The sequence below is a fragment of the Pseudomonas sp. PF05 genome (assembly GCF_056521845.1).
Map to the genome: position 1 here is coordinate 652,896 of NZ_JBWLPW010000001.1, position 22,854 is coordinate 675,749.

At 60.2% G+C, this 22,854-nt stretch carries 17 protein-coding genes, 1 tRNA gene and 3 pseudogenes; 11 read left to right on the plus strand and 10 right to left on the minus strand.

Annotation, left to right across the window (positions count from 1 at the left end; translation table 11 throughout):
- Nucleotides 1-5: 5 nt before the first annotated feature.
- On the minus strand, nt 6-1,397 hold the full coding sequence (locus AC09SL_RS02880; protein WP_058543929.1) for a GntP family permease: 1,392 nt from the start codon (nt 1,395-1,397) through the stop codon (nt 6-8).
- A gap of 303 nt (nt 1,398-1,700) precedes the next feature.
- Entirely contained in the window at nt 1,701-3,116 is a 1,416-nt protein-coding gene (locus AC09SL_RS02885) for a sigma-54 interaction domain-containing protein (protein ID WP_058543930.1), read from the minus strand.
- 146 nt (nt 3,117-3,262) lie between these two features.
- Between AC09SL_RS02885 and AC09SL_RS02890 the strand changes: the two genes are divergently transcribed.
- The 3 genes and pseudogenes from AC09SL_RS02890 to AC09SL_RS02900 all read left to right on the plus strand — a co-directional run.
- Nucleotides 3,263-3,478, plus strand: a complete 216-nt coding sequence (locus AC09SL_RS02890) for a TIGR02450 family Trp-rich protein (protein ID WP_081264378.1) — start codon at nt 3,263-3,265, stop codon at nt 3,476-3,478.
- Between the two features lie 158 nt (nt 3,479-3,636).
- Nucleotides 3,637-4,416, plus strand: a pseudogene (locus AC09SL_RS02895) (PAS domain-containing protein); the annotation flags it as partial.
- Nucleotides 4,417-4,521: 105 nt separating this feature from the next.
- Nucleotides 4,522-4,971: pseudogene (locus tag AC09SL_RS02900) on the plus strand (methyl-accepting chemotaxis protein); the annotation flags it as partial.
- Nucleotides 4,972-4,976: 5 nt separating this feature from the next.
- Here the strand turns inward: AC09SL_RS02900 and AC09SL_RS02905 are convergent.
- The 6 genes from AC09SL_RS02905 to AC09SL_RS02930 form a co-directional block, all read right to left on the minus strand.
- Complete coding sequence (locus AC09SL_RS02905; RefSeq protein ID WP_064106784.1) at nt 4,977-6,557, minus strand: ABC transporter ATP-binding protein; 1,581 nt, start codon at nt 6,555-6,557, stop codon at nt 4,977-4,979.
- Nucleotides 6,558-6,582: 25 nt separating this feature from the next.
- A complete protein-coding gene (locus AC09SL_RS02910) occupies nt 6,583-7,605 on the minus strand; it encodes an ABC transporter permease (protein WP_058545041.1) in 1,023 nt (340 codons plus the stop codon).
- Nucleotides 7,605-8,663 (minus strand): microcin C ABC transporter permease YejB, encoded by a 1,059-nt coding sequence (locus tag AC09SL_RS02915; protein ID WP_058545042.1) that lies wholly within the window; start codon nt 8,661-8,663, stop codon nt 7,605-7,607. Before AC09SL_RS02915 ends, AC09SL_RS02910 begins: the two co-directional genes overlap by 1 nt.
- A complete protein-coding gene (locus tag AC09SL_RS02920; RefSeq protein WP_058545043.1) occupies nt 8,663-10,531 on the minus strand; it encodes an extracellular solute-binding protein in 1,869 nt (622 codons plus the stop codon). Before AC09SL_RS02920 ends, AC09SL_RS02915 begins: the two co-directional genes overlap by 1 nt.
- 128 nt (nt 10,532-10,659) lie before the next feature.
- On the minus strand, nt 10,660-10,941 hold the full coding sequence (locus AC09SL_RS02925) for a peptidylprolyl isomerase (protein ID WP_058545044.1): 282 nt from the start codon (nt 10,939-10,941) through the stop codon (nt 10,660-10,662).
- Nucleotides 10,942-11,038: 97 nt separating this feature from the next.
- Complete coding sequence (locus tag AC09SL_RS02930) at nt 11,039-11,938, minus strand: esterase/lipase family protein (RefSeq protein WP_058545222.1); 900 nt, start codon at nt 11,936-11,938, stop codon at nt 11,039-11,041.
- A gap of 323 nt (nt 11,939-12,261) precedes the next feature.
- Between AC09SL_RS02930 and AC09SL_RS02935 the strand changes: the two genes are divergently transcribed.
- On the plus strand, nt 12,262-13,323 hold the full coding sequence (locus AC09SL_RS02935; RefSeq protein WP_064106836.1) for a hypothetical protein: 1,062 nt from the start codon (nt 12,262-12,264) through the stop codon (nt 13,321-13,323).
- A 219-nt stretch (nt 13,324-13,542) separates the two neighbouring features.
- Here the strand turns inward: AC09SL_RS02935 and AC09SL_RS02940 are convergent, their stop codons facing one another.
- On the minus strand, nt 13,543-14,613 hold the full coding sequence (locus tag AC09SL_RS02940; protein WP_058545046.1) for a 3-deoxy-7-phosphoheptulonate synthase: 1,071 nt from the start codon (nt 14,611-14,613) through the stop codon (nt 13,543-13,545).
- A 616-nt stretch (nt 14,614-15,229) separates the two neighbouring features.
- Between AC09SL_RS02940 and AC09SL_RS02945 the strand changes: the two genes are divergently transcribed.
- From AC09SL_RS02945 to AC09SL_RS02975, 7 genes are all read left to right on the plus strand, one after another.
- Nucleotides 15,230-15,991, plus strand: a complete 762-nt coding sequence (locus AC09SL_RS02945) for a carbon-nitrogen hydrolase family protein (RefSeq protein ID WP_058545047.1) — start codon at nt 15,230-15,232, stop codon at nt 15,989-15,991.
- 7 nt (nt 15,992-15,998) lie between these two features.
- Entirely contained in the window at nt 15,999-16,433 is a 435-nt protein-coding gene (locus AC09SL_RS02950) for a GNAT family N-acetyltransferase (protein ID WP_064106785.1), read from the plus strand.
- Nucleotides 16,434-16,559: 126 nt separating this feature from the next.
- The gene (gacA, locus tag AC09SL_RS02955) at nt 16,560-17,201 is read left to right on the plus strand and encodes a response regulator transcription factor GacA (RefSeq protein ID WP_003200277.1); all 642 of its coding nucleotides are present in this window, start codon (nt 16,560-16,562) and stop codon (nt 17,199-17,201) included.
- Nucleotides 17,202-17,203: 2 nt separating this feature from the next.
- On the plus strand, nt 17,204-19,027 hold the full coding sequence (uvrC, locus tag AC09SL_RS02960) for an excinuclease ABC subunit UvrC (RefSeq protein ID WP_058545049.1): 1,824 nt from the start codon (nt 17,204-17,206) through the stop codon (nt 19,025-19,027).
- A gap of 32 nt (nt 19,028-19,059) precedes the next feature.
- Entirely contained in the window at nt 19,060-19,620 is a 561-nt protein-coding gene (gene pgsA / locus AC09SL_RS02965) for a CDP-diacylglycerol--glycerol-3-phosphate 3-phosphatidyltransferase (RefSeq protein WP_058545050.1), read from the plus strand.
- Nucleotides 19,621-19,683: 63 nt separating this feature from the next.
- Nucleotides 19,684-19,759, plus strand: a tRNA-Gly gene (locus AC09SL_RS02970).
- A 222-nt stretch (nt 19,760-19,981) separates the two neighbouring features.
- A complete protein-coding gene (locus AC09SL_RS02975; protein WP_058545051.1) occupies nt 19,982-21,823 on the plus strand; it encodes a tyrosine-type recombinase/integrase in 1,842 nt (613 codons plus the stop codon).
- An 839-nt stretch (nt 21,824-22,662) separates the two neighbouring features.
- Here the strand turns inward: AC09SL_RS02975 and AC09SL_RS02980 are convergent.
- Nucleotides 22,663-22,831, minus strand: a pseudogene (locus AC09SL_RS02980) (DDE-type integrase/transposase/recombinase); the annotation flags it as partial.
- Nucleotides 22,832-22,854 lie beyond the last annotated feature (23 nt).

The window sequence follows — 22,854 nt, forward strand, 5'->3', positions numbered from 1 at the left end:
GAACCTCACACAATGCCAGTGGCGTAGAACACACCGATCACCGCGAAGACCGCGAGGGTCTTGATCAGCGTAATGCAGAAAATGTCTTTGTAGGCTTCACGGTGGGTCAGCCCGGTGACGGCCAGCAGGGTAATTACCGCGCCGTTGTGGGGCAGGGTGTCCATGCCGCCGCTGGCCATGGCGGCTACCCTGTGTAGCACTTCCAGGGGGATGTTGGCTGCGTGGGCAGCGTTGATAAAGGTTTCGGACATCGCCGCCAAAGCGATGCTCATACCCCCCGAGGCGGAGCCGGTGATGCCCGCGAGCAGCGTGACGGTCACCGCTTCGTTGACCAGTGGGTTGGGAATGCTCTTGAGCCAGTCGGCCAGTACCAGGAAGCCCGGCAAGGAGGCGATGACCGCGCCGAAGCCGTATTCCGAAGCGGTGTTCATCGCCGCCAGCAGTGCACCGCCCACGGCGCTCTTGCTGCCTTCGGCCAGTTTGCTGCGAATGACCCGGAAACCGAACAACAGCACCATGATGATGCCCACCAGCAACGCTGCCTGCACTGCCCAGATCGCGGTCAGTTTGGCGATGTCGCTGGTCACTGGCGTCGCCATGCCCGGCAGCGCCAGGTTGTGGGTCTTGCCATACCACTGGGGGATCCACTGGGTGAACAACAGGTTCATGATTCCCACCGCCAGCAGCGGCGAAACGGCGATCCAGGGGTTTGGCAGCTTGATGTCTTCGGCGGTTTCCGGCTCGTTGCGCAGCTCGGTGCCATAGCCTTCGCCCACACGTTGGGCTTTGTTGCGCTGGCGTTGCAGGAACAGCATGCCGAGGCTGAACACGAAGAGCCCGCCGATCAGGCCCAGCCACGGTGCAGCCCAGGCGGTGGTATTGAAGAACGTGCTGGGGATGATGTTCTGGATCTGTGGCGTGCCGGGCAGGGCGTCCATGGTGAACGAGAACGCGCCGAGGGCGATGGTGGCCGGGATCAGCCGTTTGGGGATATTGCTCTGGCGGAACATTTCGGCGGCGAACGGGTACACCGCGAACACCACGACGAACAGCGACACGCCGCCGTAGGTCAGCAAGGCACAAACCAGCACGATCACCAGCATGGCCTGGCGCGTACCCAACAGGCGAATCGCCGCGGCGACGATGGAGCGGGAAAACCCCGACAACTCGATCAACTTGCCGAACACTGCGCCGAGCAGGAACACCGGGAAATACAGTTTGATGAACCCGACCATTTTTTCCATGAACACCCCGGTGAACGCAGGGGCGACGGCGGATGGGTCGGTGAGCAGGACGGCGCCGAGGGCGGCGATGGGGGCAAAGAGGATAACGCTGTAGCCACGGTAGGCGGCCACCATCAGCAGCGTGAGGGCTGCCAAGGCAATGATCACACTCATGGTGTGTCTCCTGGATTGTTATTGTTGTGGTGAAACTGTGGAGGGGCTTTAGCGAGTTTTGTGCCAGGTGTGTAACTGGCTGAAATATAAGGAAATTGTTTGGGGGGTGTAGGGCGGATATGAGAGATTTGTCTCTGGTTTGAGACTTCTGTGGGGTGTACCGGCCTTATCGCGAGCAAGCTCGCTCCCACAGTTGACCGCGTACTTCAGAAGAAGCCAGCCCCCCTACGGGAGCGAGCTTGCTTGCGATGAGTGCGAAAGCGCTCCAAAAGAAGCTGTCTAAATATAGAGACTTGAATCTCTTTATTGAGACTCTGCAATCCCCAACGCCACCATCTTCTTGTACAGCGTCGACCTGCCCAACCCCAACCGCTCGGCCGCTTCAACCACTTTGCCCCCGCATTGCACGAGGGTGGTTTCGATCAACTGCCGGTCGAATCGTGCCCGGGCCTGGGTGAAGGTTTCTTGCGGCAGCGGCTCCAGGCTCGGGCTTGCCGAGTGAGTTACCGGTATGAATGTGCCGATGGCGGCGCGGATGTCCGCCGCCGTGAGCACCAGGTCATCGCTGAGCAGCGCGGCCCGTTCCAGCACGTTGCGCAGTTCGCGGATGTTGCCCGGCCAGGCGTGTTGCCGCAGCAGGTCGAGGGCGGCGTGGTTCAGTTCGTGCTGGCTACGCAGTTCCTCAAGGATCGCTTCGCTCAGGGCCGGCAAGTCATCCAGGCGCTCGCGCAACGGCGGGACCTGGATCGGCAGCACGTTGAGGCGGTAATACAAGTCGGCGCGGAACTCTCCGCGCTTGATTGCCGCTTCCAGGTCCATGGAGGTGGCGGCGATCACCCGAACGTCGCTTTGCAGCACCTCGTTGGAGCCCACCGGTTCATATTCTTTTTCCTGGAGCACGCGCAGCAGTTTGCTTTGCAGCGGCAGCGGCATGTCGCCGATCTCGTCGAGGAACAGCGTGCCGCCCTGGGCAATTTGCAGTTTGCCGGCGCGACCCTTGCGGTCGGCCCCGGTAAACGCCCCTGGCGCAGTGCCGAAGAACTCGGCTTCCAGCAGCGATTCAGGAATCGCCGCGCTGTTGATGCTGACGAACGCCTTGTGCGCGCGTGGCGAAGCGCTGTGGATGGCCTGGGCCAGCAGTTCCTTGCCGGTGCCGGTTTCGCCGAGCAGCAGCACCGGCGAATCGGCGCTGGCGCTGCGCCGGGCACGGCGCTTGACCTCAAGGCCGGCGTTGCTGGTGCCAATGAAATGGGCGAAGTTGTACTTGGTTTGCCGCGCCCGCAGCAGCGAGCGGGTGGAGGCCAGTTCTTCCTGCATGCTCAAGTAGCGCTTGAGCATCGGTGACAAACTGCGCAATTCATCGAACAAGGCAAAGCCGATGGCACCGATCACCGCGCCCGCGCTGTCGTGGATCGGCAGGCGCATCACTATCAGGGGCTCCTTGGGCGTGTCCTGCATGTCCAGCAGGATCGGGCGCCCGGTGCGCACCACTTCACGCAACAGGCTGCTGGGGATCACGCTTTCGCACGCCCGGCCAATCGCCTCCTTCGCCGAGTTCAGGCCGAAGCGGCGGGCGTAGCGTTCGTTCATCCAGACGATATTCGCGTCACGGTCGACAATCACCGTACCTTCGCTGGACTGCTCGATGATCTCGAACAACGAACGGATCGCCAGCGTACGGACGCGCTTGTAATCCTTGAGGCTTTCGGTGGGGTTCATCGGTCATTTCCCGGGAGGTCCGTCGTTCGGCGGCATTATGCCGGGGCATGCAGGCTGATCAGAAGTCCCTTCCGATTCGTCATGGTTGGAGGAGGAATAAAGTTGTACAGTTCGTTCAGTCTGTACATAAAGGTTGTCAGCACGTCATGAATAAATTCAATCCTCGAAAGCTGAGGCTTTCCAAGTGGACGGCTTGCAATCCAGTCAATCGAGAAAAGCACTTTCTGGTTCTTCAGCTGCTTTGCGATGAGCATGGTTCGCCGATTCAGGTGGAATTGCAGGCTGTTCGAAGTGCACGCATCGAATGGCTCGATTGGCAGGTGTTGCGTGACAGCACACGATGGAAAATGGGCTGGAGCTGAACGGGTGCCGCTTGCGAGAATGAGTGAAAGCCTAATTAAGTTGTACATAATTAAAAATCTGTACAATTATTTAAAGGTAGTGGCTTAATGATGCTAAGCCAAGGCCCGCCTTCAGGCAGGCAGTGGTATTGCACTTAACGTCTCTGGGAGTCGTACCCATGTTCATTCGTACTCGCAAGCATCAGGACGCTTTGCACGAAATCCAAGCCAGGCAGGCGATTCTTGAAGCGCAGCGGGTGGCCCTCCGTGGCGCCATGGCCATGGTGGAGTTCACGGCGACAGGGAATGTGCTCGACGCCAGCCCGCTTTTCCTGAAGATGACTGGCTATTCTCTCGAAGAGGTGGTGGGCAAGCACCACTCGATGTTTTGCGAACCTTCCTACGCGCGCAGTCCGGAAAACGTGGCGTTGTGGCAGCAGTTGGGGCGAGGCGAAAGCGCCGAAGCTCAGTTTTTGCACCTGCGGCGCGCAGGCGGCGGGATCTGGGTAGAGGCAAACTATGTGCCCGTACACGATAAAGGTTCAGGGGTGCAGCGTATTGTCCAGGTTGTGCGCGACAATCATGAGCGCGTGCTTCGCGCGCAGACCGAATCCAGTTTCAAGCAGGCGATAGACCGTTCCATGGCGGTCATTGAATTTGACCTGGGCGGTACCGTGGTGCGGGCCAATGAAAATTTCCTCAAGGTCATGGGGTATCGACTCGAAGAAGTGCTCGGCCAACACCACCGTATATTCTGCACGCCCAAAGAAGTGCAGAGCGAAGCCTATCGTGGCTTTTGGGCTGGGCTGAACCAGGGCCGATACATGAATGGGCTTTTCCAGCGTGTCGACAAGCGAGGCGCGACGGTCTGGCTGCAAGCGACTTACAACCCGCTCTACGATGCCAATGGGCGTTTGTACGGAGTCGTTAAGTTCGCCACGGACAGCACTCGAGAGGTCGAGCAGCGTCAAACTGAATCAAAAGCGGCGCGGCTGGCGTTCGAAACGTCTCGCCAAACAGATGAACATACGCAGTTGGGCACCTCGGTCGTCCAGCAAACCGTGACAGTGGTGCAAAGCATTGCTGATGAATTACAGCAGGTTGCCTTGGGAATCGGTGCGTTGAGCGCCCAGTCCGAGGAGATCGGCAGCATCGTCGATGCCATCCGGGGGATTGCGGAACAGACCAACCTGCTGGCACTCAATGCCGCCATCGAAGCGGCCCGAGCCGGGGAGCAAGGACGTGGATTCGCGGTGGTCGCCGATGAGGTGCGCAACCTTGCCCGGCGCACCAGCCAGGCCACCGTGGCCATTTCTGATGTGGTCGGCAAGAATCGCGAGTTGGCCAAACAGGCGGTGACCAGCATGCAGTCCAGTACGCTCAAGGCGGAGCAAGGCGTGACGTTGGCAAATCAGGCGGGCACGGTCATCTTGGACATCCATCGCGGTGCCCAACTGGTTGTCACGGTGATTGGCGAATTTGCGCACACCTTGGATCAGCGGGGCGAGGCCTGATCGCGTCAGACCCACCCCGTATGCGCCGCCGCCAACAACTCCTTGGTATAAGGGTGTTGAGGCGAGTCGAACACGTCATGGCTGGCGCCTTGCTCGACCACTTTGCCGTCCTTGATCACGATCATGTCGTGGGCCAGGGCGCGGACCACCGCCAGGTCGTGGCTGATGAACAGGTAGGTCAAGTCGTACTTCTCCTGGAGCTGGCGGAGCAGGGCGACGACTTGTTTCTGTACTGTGCGGTCCAGGGCCGAGGTGGGTTCGTCCAGCAAAATCAATGCTGGCTTGAGCACCAGGGCCCGGGCAATGGCGATGCGTTGGCGCTGGCCTCCAGAAAATTCGTGGGGGTAGCGATCGCGGGTCAGCGGGTCGAGGCCGACTTCCTCGAGGGCCTGGATCACCCGGGCTTCACACTGTTCGGGGCTGGAGGGCTGGTGGACCTCAAGGCCTTCGCTGATGATCTGCTGCACCGACATGCGCGGGCTGAGGCTGCCGAACGGATCCTGGAACACCACCTGCATCTGCTTGCGCCACGGCCGCAATGCTTTTTGTGACAGCTGATCGAGGGCCTGGCCCTGGAAGCGAATGCCGCCTTCGGATTCGATCAGCCGCAGGATCGCCTGGCCGAGCGTCGACTTGCCGGAGCCGGATTCACCGACGATGCCCAGGGTCTTGCCACGCTGGATGGACAGGCTGATGCCATCCACGGCGCGCAAGTATTCCTTGCGCCGGAACAGACCGCCGCCCAGGGGGAAACTGACGTGCAGGTCCTGTACCTGCAGCACCTCTTCGCGCTCGTCCCGGGGCAGGGCTTCGCCTTCCGGCTCGGCGTGCATCAGCTCGCAGCTGTAGGGGTGTTTCGGCGCGCTGAAGAGGGTTTCGCAGGGCGCCTGTTCAACGATTTCACCCTCTTTCATCACGCACACCCGTTGCGCGATGCTGCGCACCAGGTTCAGGTCGTGGCTGATCAATAACATGGACATGCCAAGCCGTTGCTGCAGCGACTTGAGCAGCAGCAGAATCTTGCGCTGCACGGTCACGTCCAATGCGGTGGTCGGTTCGTCGGCAATCAACAGTTCCGGCTCGCAGGCCAGCGCCATGGCGATGATGACCCGCTGCCGCTGACCGCCGGACAGTTGATGCGGATAGGCCTTGAGCCGTTCGGCGGGTTTCTGGATGCCCACCAGGGTCAGCAGTTCCAGAATGCGCTGGCGCGCCGCTTTGCCCCCCAGGCCCTTATGCAGCATCAGGGTTTCACCGATCTGCTTCTCGACGCTGTGCAGCGGGTTCAGCGAAGTCATCGGCTCTTGGAAGATCATCGCGATCCGGTTGCCGCGCAGCTCCCGCAGGGCCGTGGTATCGGCGCCCACCAGTTCCTGGCCGCGATAGCGAATGCTGCCGGTGGTGCGGGCTTGTGTTTCGGGCAGCAATTGCAGGATCGAGTGTGCGGTCACCGACTTGCCGGAACCGGACTCGCCGACCAGGGCCAGGCATTCGCCGGGGCGGATGTCCAGGCACAAGTTGCGCACCACGGCGTTGTCGTTGAAGGCCACGCTCAGGTCGCGGATTTCGATCAGGTTGTCGCTCATCTCAAGGTTCCGCTTCATGGTCGTTTCACGATCGTGGGTCGAACGCGTCTCGCAACGCTTCGCCGATAAACACCAGTAGAGAGAGAATCAGCGCCAGGGTGAAAAACGCCGTCAACCCCAGCCACGGCGCTTGCAGGTTTTGCTTGCCCTGGGCAATCAATTCGCCCAGGGAAGCGCTGCCGGCCGGCATGCCGAAGCCGAGGAAATCCAGGGCGGTGAGGGTGGAGATGGCGCCGGTGAGGATGAAGGGCAGGTAGCTCAGGGTGGCGTTCATTGCGTTGGGCAGGATATGCCGCACGATCACCTTGCGGTCCGACAAGCCCAGGGCCCGGGCGGCTTTCACGTACTCAAGGTTGCGCCCGCGCAGAAACTCGGCGCGGACCACGTCCACCAGGGCCAGCCAGGAAAACAGCGCCATGATTCCCAGCAGCCACCAGAAATTCGGCTCCACGAAGCCCGACAGGATGATCAACAGGTAGAGCACCGGCAGCCCGGACCAGACCTCCAACAGGCGTTGCCCGAGCAGATCCACCCAGCCGCCGTAGTAGCCCTGCAATGCACCGGCGGCGATGCCGATGAGCGCGCTGATGGCGGTCAGGGCCAGGGCGAACAGGATCGACACCCGTGCGCCGAAGATCACCCGGGCCAGCACGTCCCGGGACTGGTCGTCGGTGCCCAGCCAGTTCACCGATGAGGGCGGGCTCGGGGCCGGTTGGTTGAGATCGTAGTTGGGGGTGTCGGCGCTGAACGGGATCGGTGGAAACCACAGCCAGCCGCCGTCCTTGTGGATCAGGTTCTGCACGTAGCTGCTGCGGTAGTCGGCCTGGAACGGCAGTTGCCCGCCAAATTCCTGCTCGGTATGGCGCTTGAACACCGGGAAATACAGCGAGCCCTGGTAGCTGAGCACCAGGGGTTTGTCATTGGCGATCAGCTCGCCACCCAGGGTCAGGATGAACAGGCCGATGAACAGCCACAGCGACCACCAGCCCCGACGGTTTTTCTTGAAGCGTTCGAAGCGCCGGCGGCCCAAGGGGGAAAACTTGAACATCAGGCGTTCCTCGCGGCGAAGTCGATGCGCGGGTCCACCAGGGTGTAGCAGAGGTCGCCGATGAGTTTGATCAGCAGGCCGAACAGCGTGAAGATGAACAGTGAGCCGAACACCACCGGGTAATCCCGGGACACCGCGGCCTCGTAGCTCATGCGTCCGAGGCCGTCGAGGGAAAAAATCACCTCGATCAGCAAAGAGCCAGCGAAGAACACGCTGATGAACGCCTGGGGAATGCCTGAAACCACCAGCAGCATCGCATTGCGGAACACGTGGCCATACAGCACCCGGCGTTCGCTCATGCCCTTGGCCCGCGCGGTGACCACATACTGGCGGGTGATTTCATTGAGGAACGAGTTCTTGGTCAGGATCGTCAGGGTGGCGAAGCCGCCGACCACCAGCGACGTGACCGGCAGTACCAGGTGCCAGAAGTAGTCGGCGATCTTGCCCAGCGTCGACAGCGACTCGAAGTTATCCGACACCAGTCCGCGTACCGGAAACCAGTTCAGCGAGGTGCCGCCGGCGAACACCACGATCAGGAACATCGCGAACAGGAACGCCGGCATCGCATAGCCAATGATGATCGCCGTGCTGCTCCACACATCGAATGCCGAGCCGTGACGCACAGCCTTGCGAATGCCCAGGGGGATCGACACCAGGTAAGTGATCAGTGTCGCCCAGAGCCCAAGGGAAATGGTCACCGGCATTTTTTCCAGGATCAGGTCGGTGACCGTCGCGCCGCGAAAGAAGCTCTTGCCGAAGTCCAGGCGAGCGTAGCTGCTGAGCATCAGCCACAGCCGTTCGTGGGCCGGTTTGTCGAAGCCGTATTGTTTCTCGATGTCCTTGATCAGTTGCGGATCCAGGCCGCGACTGGCGCGGGAGCTGCCGGTCATGGCGTTGCCCGAACCGCCGACGCTGGCGCCGCCGATGCCTTGCAGGTGGGCGATGGCTTGTTCCACCGGCCCGCCGGGTGCGGCCTGCACGATGACGAAGTTCACCAGCAGGATAATCACCAGCGTGGGGATGATCAGCAGCAGGCGCCGCACGATATAAGCCCACATCAATGCGGCCCTCCGGGTGTGCCGCGCCTGATACGTTCAGCACGCATCTGCTCGTTGGTCAAGGGTGTGGTGCTCACTTCCCACCAGCTTTCGATGGCTTCGTCATTACTGGCCTGCACCTTCGGGATACCGAAGCGGTTCCACCACACGGTCGAGCTGCCTGGCGGGTAATAATTGGGGATCCAGTAGTAATTCCATTGCAGCACCCGGTCCAGTGCACGGGCGTGGCGGAGCATGTCGGCTTTGGTCGTGGCCTTGACCAGCCCGTCGATCAGCGTGTCCACCGCCGGGTTCTTCAAGGCCATGTAGTTGTTGGCCCCCGGGTCGTTGGCCGCCGCCGAGCCGAAGTAGTTGTAGAGTTCCAGGCCCGGCGAGGTGCTGACCGGGTAGCCGGTGATGATCATGTCGTAGTCACGGCTCATCAGGCGATTGACGTATTGGGACGCGTCGATGCGCCGGATGCTCATGTCGATGCCGATCTGCGCCAGGGTGCGCTTGTAGGGTAGCAACAGGCGGTCCATACCGTTCTGGCTGTTCAGGAAGGTGAAGCTCAGCGGCTCGCCCTCGGCATTCACCAGGCGGTCGCCGTCGGGTTTCCAGCCGGCCTGTTCCAGCAACGCCAGGGCTTGCAGTTGCTTGTCGCGGATCACGCCACTGCCGTCGGTTTTCGGCGCCTGGAAGACCTGGGTGAAGACTTCGTCGGGAATCTGCCCGCGCAAGGGTTCGAGGATCGCCCGTTCGCCGGCATCGGGCAGTTCGCGAGCGGCGAGGTCGGTGTTGGAAAAGTAACTCTGCTGACGCACATAGACGTTGCGCATCATCTGGCGATTGCTCCATTCGAAATCCCAGAGCATCGCCAGGGCCTGGCGTACACGACGGTCCTGGAACTGCGGTTTTTGCAGGTTGAACACGAAACCCTGGGCGGTCTGGGGCGCCTCGGTGGCCAGGTGGGCCTTTTGCAGGCGACCGTCGCGCAGGGCCGGGCTGTCGTAGCCGATGGCATAGCCGGTGGCGGAGAACTCGCGATTGTAGTCGTAGGCGCCGCCGCGCAGCACCTGGCGGGCCACATCGGTATCGCCAAAATACTCGATGCTGAAATGGTCGAAATTGTAGAGGCCACGACTGACCGGCAGGTCCTTGCCCCACCAATCGGCATTGCGCTCGAAGGTAATGCTGCGCCCGGAGTCGACCTTGCCCACCCGGTAGGGGCCACTGCCCAGCGGGGCTTCGTAGCCGCCGCCGTTGGCGAAGTCGCGGCTCTTCCACCAATGTTCGGGAAAGACCGGCAGGGTGGCGATGTCCAGGGGCAGGGTGCGGCTTTCGTTGTTCTTGAAATTGAAGCGCACGGTGCGCTCGTCCTCGACCACGACGTCCTTGACCGCCGCGAACTGGGTGCGATAGCGCAGGCTGCCCTGGGTCATCAACAGCTCGAAGCTGTAGCGCACGTCCTGGGCGGTAATGGGTTTGCCATCGGCGAAGCGCGCCTTGGGGTTCAGGTAGAAACGCAGGGACAGGCCATCGTCGGCCCGCTCCATCTTCTGCGCTACCAGGCCATAGACGGTATAGGGTTCATCCAGCGAGCGCTGGGCCAGTGGTGAATACAGCAGGCCATCGATCTGGCTGACGCCGATGCCTTTGTCGATGTAGGGCAGGATGTGGTCGAAATGGCCGATCTCGATGGCCGAGCGGCGCATGGTCCCGCCTTTGGGGGCCTGGGGATTGGTGTAGGCGAAGTGACCGAAGCCTTCGGCATATTTGGCCGGTTCGCCATAAACGGTCAGGGCGTGTTGCGGTGCCGCATCGACGCCGGCGGCGCCTGTCAGCAGGACCACGGCAGTCAATAGCAGGGAGGGGAACGCCAGTCGCATTGTCAGCCTTAAAGCCGGGTGATCGATGACACGATTTGTACGCGAGCGGCGCGTGGATCGCCAGTCCCTCGCGAGACCCAAACACAACGGCCCACCGAAGGGCGGGCCGTTATGCCGATAAACTGGGATCAGTCCTGACGGCTGGTGACTTCCAGCAGGTGGAAGCCGAACTGGGTCTTGACCGGGCCCTGGACCACATTGATCGGTGCGCTGAATACCACGGTATCGAATTCCTTGACCATCTGGCCCGGGCCGAACGAACCCAGGTCGCCGCCCTGACGGCTGGATGGGCAGGAGGAGTTGGTCTTGGCCACTTCGGCGAAGTCGGCGCCGGCTTCGATCTGGGCCTTGAGTTCGTTGCACTTCTCTTCGCTGGAAACCAGGATGTGGCGGGCAGTGGCTTTAGCCATGGGGGAAAATTCCTTTCGCTGTATTTAAAGGTGTTGAGCCTACCGGATTCGTTAACGTGTTGTTGTCAAAATTGCGTCAAAACCTTGGGCCCGGCGATCAAAGGCCGGCTTTGCGCAGGCGCTCGGCGTGGCGCAGGTAAAGGTCTGTGGGGTTAAGCTCCTTGGGGTTAGGCTCTGTCGGGTCTGTACCCTTGCGTAACGTGCCGCCTCCTGGAGTGATGGCCTCCATGTGGTCCATGGGATAGTCGGAACGAATGACTTTGCCCAGGTGCGAACTGAAGCGCCCGACCAGGCCGTCGTTCTGCTCGGCTTCGGTGATGAAGTATCTGGAAAAGGCGCGGCAGAAAACCTGCAAAGGCTGCGATGCTGCCCCCGTCGTCTCTCGCAACGTACCGCTCCATGAGTAGTAACGCACGCCATTGACCCGGTCCGGGCCGTTCCCGCCCCAGTTCTTCGGCAAGCCCTGGGGGTATTTGTCGTTGAAGGCGCCCACGCCCTCAGTGGTCAACGTCGCCAGCGCGGCGAGGGCTTTGGGTGACAGCTGCGCCTGTCCGTCAAGCAGCGAGATGAAGTCGGCGAACAATGTGGCGACGCCTCTTGCCACATGCCCTGGCAACCGTCCGGGGGTAAGGGCCTTGCGCAGAAAATCCGCCAGTTCGGAACCATGGTTGGGGCCGCTGACCGACGTGACCGAGGCTACTTTGTCGGGTGCCAGCGCGGCGGCATAGCGCGCGGCCAGCGCACCCTGGCTGTGGCCGATCAGGTTGACCCGGGCTGCACCGGTGCCGGCCAGGACCCGATCGATTTGTGCCAGCAGTTGTTCGCCTCTGGCCTCGTTGCAATGGGTGGCCGACAAATAGGGGATAAACACCCGGGCACCGCCTGCACGGAGGGCTTGTTTGACGCCATGGAACAGCTCGAAGCCGCCGATCTTGTCAAACCCGAACAACCCATGGACCAACAGGATGGGAAACTGAGTGGTTGCATTCCGTTGCATGTTCGTACCTTTTTCGAAGAGGTTCACGTTGAATTTGCGACTTCACTCTAATCCAGCTCCGTGATCGGCGATGTAGGAAGAAACCACGCTGAACCAGCGAAACCGGAATAAAAAAAGTGGGAAGAATGGGAAATAACCCGACGGTGCCTATAGGTGTAGGAGGTCTCCTATAACCCGAGTTGTTTGCAGCTACGGCTTTGAACGCAAGGGACTACTGCCGTTGTCGACTTGTCTGGCTGTGGGTTTGGGGCGAGCGGGTTTTAATGGCTCCATTGAGCACCGTTATGCAAACGGTGCCTTCATCCAAGGACTGGAGCCTGTACATGATCACTTACCCTTCTTCTCAACGACCCCGTTCAACATCAAGCACAAGGCTGCCGCCACCGGTCCTGGCCGCGGCCAGGGACGGGGTGATCAATCCCGCTTGGCGCAAGGCCGTCGTTACCGTCAAACCTTATCCGATGATGACGTGCGGGGATGAGGTGCTGCTGTGTTGGCATGGGCTCAACAACGAGGGTGAGCCTTACCGATATGAAGTGGCCGGGTTTGTCACGCAGCGGCAAGTAGGACGAGACCTCGTATTCGTCGTGCGCGAACCGCATATTGCCGAGTTGGACGGTGGCTCGCTGGAGCTCTCGTACCAGGTGACGGGCAAACAGTTGCCGGCCACCCTGGTTTCGGAGCACCTGCAATTGGACATCGGTGATGTATCACCGCAACTGCTACCTGCCATTGCCAACGATGCGGTCGGTGGCAGTCTTGACCCGAGTCGAGTGCCTGACGGAACCTGGGTGACGATTCGGCCCTACGCCAGGATGGCGGTCGGCGATCGGTTGATCCTGACGGCCAGTAAAGGCTCCAACGCGCTTTGGCGCGACGTGCTGGAGATAGAAACCCATGCTGTCGGTCGTGAGGTGTCGCTCTGGATCGATCATTCGTTGATCGCTCCCCATGTGGGACACAACCTGGCCCTGGTCTATGTCGTCAGGCGTGGGCATTCGGTGCGCCGTGCCGAGCCCTTGTCATTGCACGTCGGTCCTCTGCTGCGTCCTGCGTTGAAGGCGCCCAGGATCCAGGAGATGAATGATGGGTGGCTTGATGTCGACGATTTGCAAGAGGGAGTGACGATCGTCATCGATGATCCCGGGCTTGAGGTGGGCGAGCTGGTCTGGTTGCAGTGCAATGGCAATTCCGCTTATGTGCTTGACCGCGAAATCACCGAGGCCACGGCAGGCCAACCGCTCGCATTTGTGGTTCCTGTGGCGTTTTGGCAGGGTCAAGGCGACAGGTCGGTGGCCGTGTTCTATCAGGTCGAGCGCCTGGATGACGTCAGCCAGCATTCGGAGTGGGTGACGGTCCAGGTTCGTTCCAGTGCGTCAGCCTGAGCGAAGCGGGAGCGTGCTCCCGCCGGGCTCTGTAGGAGCTGTCGAGCGAAACGAGGCTGCGATCTTTTGATCTTTCGCTCCAGACTCAATTGGTAATGGAAAGATCGCAGCCTCGTTTCACTCGACAGCTCCTACGGCGCAGTCCAACGGGAGCAAGTGCTCACCACAATGATCCAGACAAGTCACAGTATTTACCCCAGAAGAGGGCGTATTCGGGACTCAGGCTGGCAATTGCAGCTTGTGATGGGCCTGGCGCAACAACTGCTCAGTGGATTCCCAGCCCAGGCAACCGTCGGTGACCGATACGCCGTAGCGCATCGATGGGCCCAGCGGCTGGCAGCCTTCGAACAGGTGACTCTCCAGCATCATGCCAATCAGGGAGCGGTTGCCTTGCAGGCGCTGCTCCAGCACGTCATTGAACACCTGCGGCTGACGCAACGGGTCCTTGCCGCTGTTGGCGTGGCTGCAGTCCACCATGATCCGGGCCGGTATCTTCAGGCGGGTCAGGTCGTGGTGTATCTGCGTGACGTTCTGCTGGTCGTAGTTCGGCCCGCGATGGCCGCCACGCAACACCAGGTGGGTATCGGGGTTGCCCGGCGTCTGGACGATCGCCGGATGCCCCTGGCTGTCCACACCGAAATGCCGGTGGGGGTGGGCGGCAGAGCGCATGGCATCGCAGGCAATGCCGACCCCGCCGTCGGTGCCGTTCTTGAACCCCACCGGCATGCCCAGGCCGCTGGCCATTTCCCGGTGGATCTGCGACTCGGTGGTGCGCGCACCGATGGCGACCCAACTGAGCAGGTCATCGAAGTAACTGGCAGCCATGGGTTGCAGCAGTTCGGTGGCGACGGGCAAGCCCAGTTGCAACATTTCGCGCATCAGTTCCCGGGACAAGGTCAGGCCGGCGGCCATGTCATCGCTGCCATCCAGGCCAGGATCGTAGGCCAGTCCTTTCCAGCCTACGGTCGTGCGGGGCTTTTCCACGTAGGCGCGCATGACCAGCAGCATGCTGTCGCGCACTTCATGGGCCACGCGAGCCAGGTTGGCGGCGTATTCGAGGGCGGATTTCAGGTCGTGGATCGAGCAGGGGCCGACGATGACCAGCAGGCGGGAGTCCTCGCCGTCGAGGATCGCGCGGATGGCCTGGCGATGGGCACTCACTTGGTGACTCAGCTCGGTACTGAGCGGCAATTGGTGCTTGAGTTGCAACGAGCTCGGCAGACGCAGGGTCAGGGCTTCGTTGGCAGGGTTGAGCGTGGACAACGGCAAAGCGGAGACGGACGAATTCATGATCTGGCTTCCTGGACGGGCAGCGGGTTCATTCCCGCGCGCCGGTCCTAGTGGGGTGTTCGACAATTGGCCGGATTGGCCCGCAATTGAGGCTTGCCACCGGTAGGTGACCGATCGGAGGCGGCAGGCTGTCCCGAGCGGTGGCTGGTAAATCGCCAGGCGGAAAAACTGTCGTAACGGTAATAAGTGGCGTAGTTCATGGCTCAATCCTCAAGTTGTCTGGTGCTGCAAATGTGTGGGGCCTGAAAAAACAAAACCCCCGGTCGGGAGGCCGACCGGGGGTTTGGAAAACTCTGGAAGGCGACCCGTTTAAAGTGGGCGCCGGTTGGGTATCAGGCGCGCCAGTGGCTAAACCAATACCCAAAATAAAAGCTGACCGGAGTTTGAACACTGTTCGCCCGGGCAGCCGCAACCGAGCGCTGGGCGCTGGCGGTTTGACGCGGTGAGAGGGCGTTGAACATGGTCTGTCTCCGATGAATGGCCCTGAGCTTACTTGAGGACGGTGCGCCGGTTCAATCGGAAAATGCTATCGAGGGCATGCAATTGTTCGCCCTGGCTTGAGTCCGCTGGGCTTTATGACACACTTGAGGTTTGCAGCGCCTCCCAGGGATGACCCATGACCGCTCCAGCCTTCGCCGCCGCCCAGTCGATCTCCATCGCGGGGGACGTCCGTGCCAACCTCGTGCGTCATCAGCATTTCATGCAGGCGGCCGCTGAACAGGGTGTGCAGTTGCTGGTGTTTCCTGAACTGTCGCTCACCGGCTATGAACGTGGCCTGGCGGCGGACCTGGCCGTCCTGCCGGAGGATGCCTTATTGCAACCGCTGCGCGACTTGGCCCGCGAGCTCGGCCTGACAGCGGTGGTGGGCATGCCGATTCGCCTGTCGGCGGATGCCCCGGTGTTGATCGGCGCGTTGGTCCTCGGTGCCGATGGCTCCCTCGGGGTGTACAGCAAGCAGCACCTGCACCCAGGGGAAGAAGTCGCCTTCGCCCCGGGCCATGGTGGCTCGATGCTGACGATGGGGCAGGATCGCGTCGCCCTGGCGGTGTGTGCCGATTTTTCCCACGCCAGCCATGCTGCCGCGGCAGCCGGGCAGGGCGCTACGCTATATGCGGCGGGGGTGTTGATCACCGAGGGCGGCTACGTGCCCGATACGACGTTGCTGCAAGGCTATGCCCGGCAGCACGCCATGACCGTGCTGGTCGCCAATCATGGCGGCGTCACCGGCGGTTGGGAATCGGCTGGCCGCAGCGCCATCTGGGGCCCGAACGGTTCGTTGCTTGCGGCAGCGCCGGGCACGGGCGAGCTGTTGGTGGTCGCCCGCCGCGACGCCAACGGCTGGGCAGGGAAGGTCGTACCGGTGCAAGTGCTTGGATGAGGTGTTCATGAGCTTCGAGTGGCGTGCCGCAACGGCCGGGGACATCGACTTCGCCCGACAGCTGACCTGCGACAATATGCTTGCCTATTACCTCAAGCATGATTTGCTCTGGCAGGACGAAGCATTCGATCTGGCCTGGATCATTCGCCAGAACTGGATAATCAGTCGTGAAGGCCAGGCGCTGGGCTTCGTCAGTCTCAGTCGTGATGCCAGGGCGTTGTATATCCGGGAACTGCAGATCGACGAGGCGTTCCGGGGGCAGGGCGCCGGTACCTGGGCGATCGGACAGGTTTGGGACCTGGTGGGGCTGGAGCGTCGCCCGGCTTTGCGCCTGACGGTGTTCAAGGATAATCCGGCCAGGGCATTGTACGAACGGATGGGCCTGCGTGTCGTGGGCGAGGATGAGTGTTTCCTGAGGATGCAGCGAGACGCCGGTGCTTGACGCCTCGGGTGTTGTGCCAATAAAGATGTGTTGTAACTTTTATCTGTCCCTTTGCGCTAGGTCTGCCGGATGCTTTTTGCTAAGGTGTTGTGCAACCCAAATAAGACCAAATCGTGAGGTGTCTGCTTGATTAGGGTGTTAGTGGTCGATGACCATGATCTCGTCCGTACGGGCATTACACGAATGCTGGCTGACATCGATGGCCTGCAGGTAGTTGGCCAGGCTGAATCCGGGGAAGAATCCCTGATCAAGGCGCGTGAATTGAAACCCGACGTGGTGTTGATGGACGTCAAGATGCCTGGCATCGGCGGCCTTGAGGCCACGCGCAAACTGCTGCGCAGTCACCCGGACATCAAGGTGGTCGCGGTGACCGTCTGCGAAGAGGATCCGTTCCCCACCCGGTTGTTGCAGGCGGGCGCGGCGGGCTATCTCACCAAGGGCGCTGGCTTGAACGAGATGGTCCAGGCCATTCGTCTGGTTTTTGCCGGGCAACGCTACATCAGCCCGCAAATCGCCCAGCAATTGGCGATCAAGTCATTCCAACCGACCAACGACTCGCCCTTCGATGCGCTGTCGGAGCGGGAAATCCAGATTGCCCTGATGATTGTCGGTTGCCAGAAGGTGCAGATCATCTCCGACAAGCTGTGCCTGTCGCCAAAAACCGTCAACACCTACCGCTATCGTATCTTCGAGAAGCTTTCGATCAGCAGTGACGTCGAATTGACACTGTTGGCGGTGCGCCACGGCATGGTCGATGCCAGCGCCTGAAAATGACTGAATTGTTTGATCCAAGTGCGTTCCTCTCCACCTGCAGCGGTCGCCCCGGCGTGTACCGCATGTTCGACGGCGACGCACGCCTGCTTTATGTCGGCAAGGCCAAGAACCTCAAGAAACGCCTGGCCAGTTACTTTCGCAAGACCGGCCTCGCCCCGAAGACTTCCGCCCTGGTGGGGCGCATCGCGCAAATCGAAACGACGATCACCGCCAATGAAACCGAGGCGCTGCTGCTTGAGCAGACGCTGATCAAGGAATGGCGCCCGCCGTACAACATCCTGCTGCGCGACGACAAATCCTACCCCTACGTGTTTCTGTCCGACGGGGCCTTTCCGCGCCTGAGCATTCATCGGGGCGCCAAAAAGGCCAAGGGTCGGTATTTCGGTCCTTACCCTAGCGCCGGGGCGATTCGTGAAAGCCTCAGCCTGCTGCAGAAGACCTTCTTCGTTCGCCAGTGTGAAGACAGCTACTACAAGAATCGCACCCGGCCCTGCCTGCAATACCAGATCAAGCGCTGCAAGGCGCCTTGCGTAGGGTTTGTCGAGCCGCAGGTCTACGCCGAAGACGTGCGTCACTCGGTGATGTTCCTGGAGGGGCGCAGCAATGCGCTGACCGATGAACTGTCGGCAGCCATGGAAGACGCGGCGGTCAACCTCGAGTTCGAACGAGCCGCAGAGCTGCGCGACCAGATCGGCCTGCTGCGCCGCGTTCAGGACCAGCAAAGCATGGAAGGTGGCAGCGGTGATGTCGATGTGATCGCCGCGTTCATCAACCCGGGCGGCGCGTGCGTGCATTTGATCAGCGTGCGGGGCGGTCGCGTGCTGGGCAGCAAGAACTTCTTTCCCCAAGTGGGTATCGAGGAGGACGTGGCTGAGGTCATGGCGGCGTTTCTGGGCCAGTACTACATCAGCAGCCCGGAACGCGACTTGCCTGCCGAGTTGATCGTCAACGTGGTCCACGAGGATTTCCCGGCCCTGATCGAAGCCATCGATAAGCTTCGCGGTCGTGAACTGACCATCAGTCACCGCGTTCGCGGCACCCGTGCCCGTTGGCAGCAACTGGCCGTGACCAACGCCGAACAGGCCCTGGGTGCGCGCCTGGCCAACCGTCAACACGTGGCGGCGCGGTTCGATGCCCTGGCCGATGTCCTCAACCTGGACGAGCCACCGCAGCGGCTGGAGTGCTATGACATCAGCCACTCCAGTGGCGAGGCGACCGTGGCGTCCTGCGTGGTGTTCGGTCCGGAAGGCCCGATCAAGTCCGATTATCGCCGTTACAACATTGAAGGCGTCACCCCGGGCGATGACTATGCGGCCATGCATCAGGCGCTGATGCGGCGCTTCGGCAAGCTGAAGGATGGGGAGGGCAAGTTGCCGGACATCCTCCTGGTGGACGGCGGCAAGGGCCAATTGTCCATGGCTCGCGATGTGCTCAATGAGCTGATGGTGCCCGACCTGATACTGTTGGGGGTGGCCAAGGGCGCGACGCGCAAGGCCGGTTTCGAGACCTTGTACCTGAATGACGCCGCCCATGAGTTCACCCTCAAGGGCGATTCGCCGGCGTTGCACCTGATCCAGCAGATTCGCGACGAAGCCCACCGCTTTGCCATCACCGGGCACCGTGCCCGCCGTGGCAAGACGCGCCGGACGTCTACACTGGAAGGTGTGGCAGGCGTCGGCCCGACGCGCCGTCGCGACTTGTTGAAACATTTTGGTGGATTGCAGGAACTGTCTCGTGCCAGCATCGAGGAGATAGCCAAAGCACCCGGTATCAGTAAAAAGCTCGCTGAGTCGATTTATGCAAACCTGCACAGCGAGTAGAATGCCCGTCAACCTCGCAGCCAGTTGTGCCGATGAATATCCCAAATCTGATTACCGTCCTACGCGTCCTGCTCATCCCGATCTTTATTTTGTTGTTCTATTTGCCGTACCACTGGAGCTACATGGCCTCCGCCTCGGTCTTCGCCTTCGCCGCCGCGACGGACTGGCTGGACGGTTACCTGGCCCGACGCCTGGAGCAGAGCACGCCGTTCGGTGCCTTCCTCGATCCGGTGGCCGACAAGCTGATGGTCGCGGTGGCCTTGGTGCTGCTGGTACAGGAACACGGCAACCTCTGGCTGACCTTGCCGGCGGCGGTGATCATCGGCCGCGAAATCGTCGTCTCGGCGCTCCGTGAATGGATGGCCGAGCTGGGCGCCCGCGCCCAAGTCGCCGTGTCGAACCTCGGCAAATGGAAAACCGCCGCGCAGATGCTGGCGCTGGTGATCCTGCTGGCGAACCCTTCGGATTTCAGCTTCTGGGTGCTGTTGGGTTACGCACTGCTGTTGGTTTCCGCCGGCCTGACGCTGTGGTCGATGGTCCAATACCTGCGCGCCGCCTGGCCGCATCTGCGGACAGATGTAGACCCGAAATAAAACTTTTTTGAATCAAAGGGTTGACGGCGTAATCTGAATCTATAGAATGCGCCACACCAAGACGCGGGAATAGCTCAGTTGGTAGAGCACGACCTTGCCAAGGTCGGGGTCGCGAGTTCGAGTCTCGTTTCCCGCTCCAAATATTGCGCTACAGAGTTCCACTGAATTCTGTAAGTGATTGAAATCAGGGCCTTTAGGCCCTTTTTTCGTTCCAGCGGGAACCACTGAAATCCAGCACTATCCGGTGCGTTTAAGTCCAGAATTGAGTCCAGGATTCTGACGAGCACCGAATCGGTTTAATGCTGGAGCAGATTGTGTAGCGAGATGAGCATCTGGCCCTGACTCTGTTCAGGAGCTCGCGATGGCACTCTCAGAAATGACAGTTCGGCATGCCCGAATCACCGGTAATGACTACACCCTCGGCGACAGTGATGGTCTCACGCTCAATGTGACGGCCAGAGGCGGAAAAGTCTGGCTCTTCCGTTATTACTGGGCGGGCAAGCAGAAGCGCATGTCCTTGGGTTGTTACCCTCAAATCCCCCTCAAAGAAGCACGCACTCGACGTGACGAGGCGCGCGCCTTAGTTGCCCAAGGCATCAACCCCTACGAGCATCGTAAACAACAGCGACTTGCTGTTCATGCTGCGAAGGAACACACCTTCGATGCTGTGTTCAATCAGTGGGTGGAGTTCCGCAGGCTAAGCCTGAAGGAAGGGCGCCAGAGCACGCTCTCGCAGATCTTGCGAATCTTCAACAAAGACGTCTTACCCGTACTGGGTGGGAGGTCTATCTACGACATCAATCGTCACGATCTGCTGGATTTACTGAGCAGGATCGAGCAGCGCAAAGCCTTAACGACCGCCGAAAAATGCCGGACCTGGTTCAACCAATTGTTCCGCTATGCGCTGGTGAAGATCGAGGGGCTGGAACACAATCCGGCTTCAGACCTTGATGTGGTCGCACTTCCCAAACCTCCTGTAGCGCACAATCCGTTTCTCCGAATGGATGAGCTCCCGGCATTGATGGCTGCTCTTCGAAATTACGGTGGCGCCAACCAAACTCGGCTTGGCCTTCGGTTGTTGTTGCTGACCGGTGTCCGCACGGGCGAATTGCGGCTGGCGACACCAGACCAGTTCGATCTGGAGAAGCGCTTGTGGGTCATACCGGCGGAGGTGGTGAAACAGCTCCAGTTGGCGATGCGAAAGCCGGGTAAGCAAATTCAAAATGTACCGCCCTACATTGTCCCGCTGTCGGTTCAGGCGCTGGAGATCGTGCGTCACTTGCTGGACCAGGTGGTCCCTGCGCAACGCTACTTGTTTGCGCATCGAAGCGACCTGAGCAAGCGTATCAGTGAGAATACGCTGAATGGCGCGTTACGTCGGATGGGGTATGCCGATCAACTCACCGGTCATGGCATGAGGGCGACGATCTCGACGGCGCTGAATGAGATCGGGTATCCGAAGGTTTGGGTGGATGCTCAGCTTTCTCATGCTGATCCGGACAAGGTGAGTGCGGCCTACAATCACGCGGAGTATGTCGAGCAGCGCCGGACAATGATGCAGGACTGGGCGAATCGTCTGGATCTATGGGGGCAGGGCCAGCTGAAAGCGGCAAGCTCTCCGCTCACCATCCGATTGGAGGGGGCCGCTTCGCTGCCGTCGCTGGAAAACGTGAACACGAATCCCATTCAGTATAACGAAGCCTTTCCAAAGGCAACCGTCTCGGTGCCCAAGGCTTCGGTTAGTGACGAACCAGCTCTTATTATGTTGCACCAGTCGCCTGTCGTACCTCACCCGGTCCCGACTGAAAAGCCGCATCAATCTCACGTGTCTGACATCCAGCGAGAACGTGCCGAGATGCTTGCCATTTATGAGGCCGCTAGTAATTTGCCGTTACTGGTTTTCGCTAAATTGGCCGGCAAATCCCGAGATCAGATCAACCGTGATATCAAGGCTCGCCGTCTGCTGTCCCTGAGCCTGGGGAATCGTGGTCAGCGCATTCCAGATTGGCAGCTTGATCCACTGCGGCACAAGTTGGTACTTGCTGCGTTAGCGCGGTTTCCGGATGTCGATGGGTGGAGGCTTTATCGGACGGTCTGTGAGCCTCATGAGCGACTGAAGGGGCGTTCGCCAATCGATGTGCTCACTTTGGAGAATTTCGACGTGACAGCACGAATCGTTTGCAGTGCCCTGGGCCCAAGGTGAGGAGCTGTTTCGTGCGGTGATAACGGATGTCGCAGCTTCTTTGGGGCTATCTAGCGGGACTACACAAGTCGCCTGATGTTTCGGAGCTGGTCGGCTAGAGGAATCTATTGCGCAGGAAGGCACCATTTGGCAGTATCCCGTTCCCGCACTCTCTTGCCAGCTCTCCATCCCTCTCATTTGGGGGCTGCGTTTCGGAGGGGCAGGTAATCACCCGGCCTCGTGCCGGGTTTTTTATGCGTTCGGCAGGTACGGCTGGCGGATAAACATGGAATTCAGCTATCCCACGTATGGGGTGCTAGGGGTCGAGTGTTCGAATCACTCCGTCCCGACCATATAATTCAAAGGGTTGCGAGATTTTATCTCGCGACCCTTTTTTTATTTTTTGTCGTTTTTACCCCTACAAAACGACTGGCTCTCAATGGAATTTCCGCCTTTTTCGAGCGCTTGAACATTGCGTTTTGAGCTAATCACGCTTCATATTTGCTACAGGAAAGCACTATCCGGTCGAGCGGATAGTTGAGGTGGATAATGCAGACTCGACACGTATAAACCTGACCTAGAAATTGTGTTGATCTCGTATAGGGCGTTGATAGCGCACAATAAAAAACCGACACAAGGGTCGGGCTGCCTGTTTTTTCGGGTCAGCCCCCAAATGAGAGGGAGTGGAGAGTTGCCCGGAAAAAGCAGAATGGCATCACGCCAAAGGTGGCTAATGGACCTCAAAAAAAATGGGGTGTAGTGGTCAACTAATTCCGGAGATAATGTTAAGTTTTCTCAGTCTGAGCGCGCGGCAGCCTGCCGTATTGCCAGCCCTGATTTGAGTCAAACAGCAGCCCTTAAGGCCTAGAACGTTGCTCGCAAGCCATGTCCAACGCCTTGATGACTAGATCCGCACCCGGCTGTTTGATAGTGCCCTACCCACAATTCGGCGTGGGTAGAGATCCAGAACGACAGCTAGGTAATGCCATTTCCCTCGGCCCAGATGGTGATGTCGCCACAACTTGTTTGGGGGCCGACATATCAAACTCTCA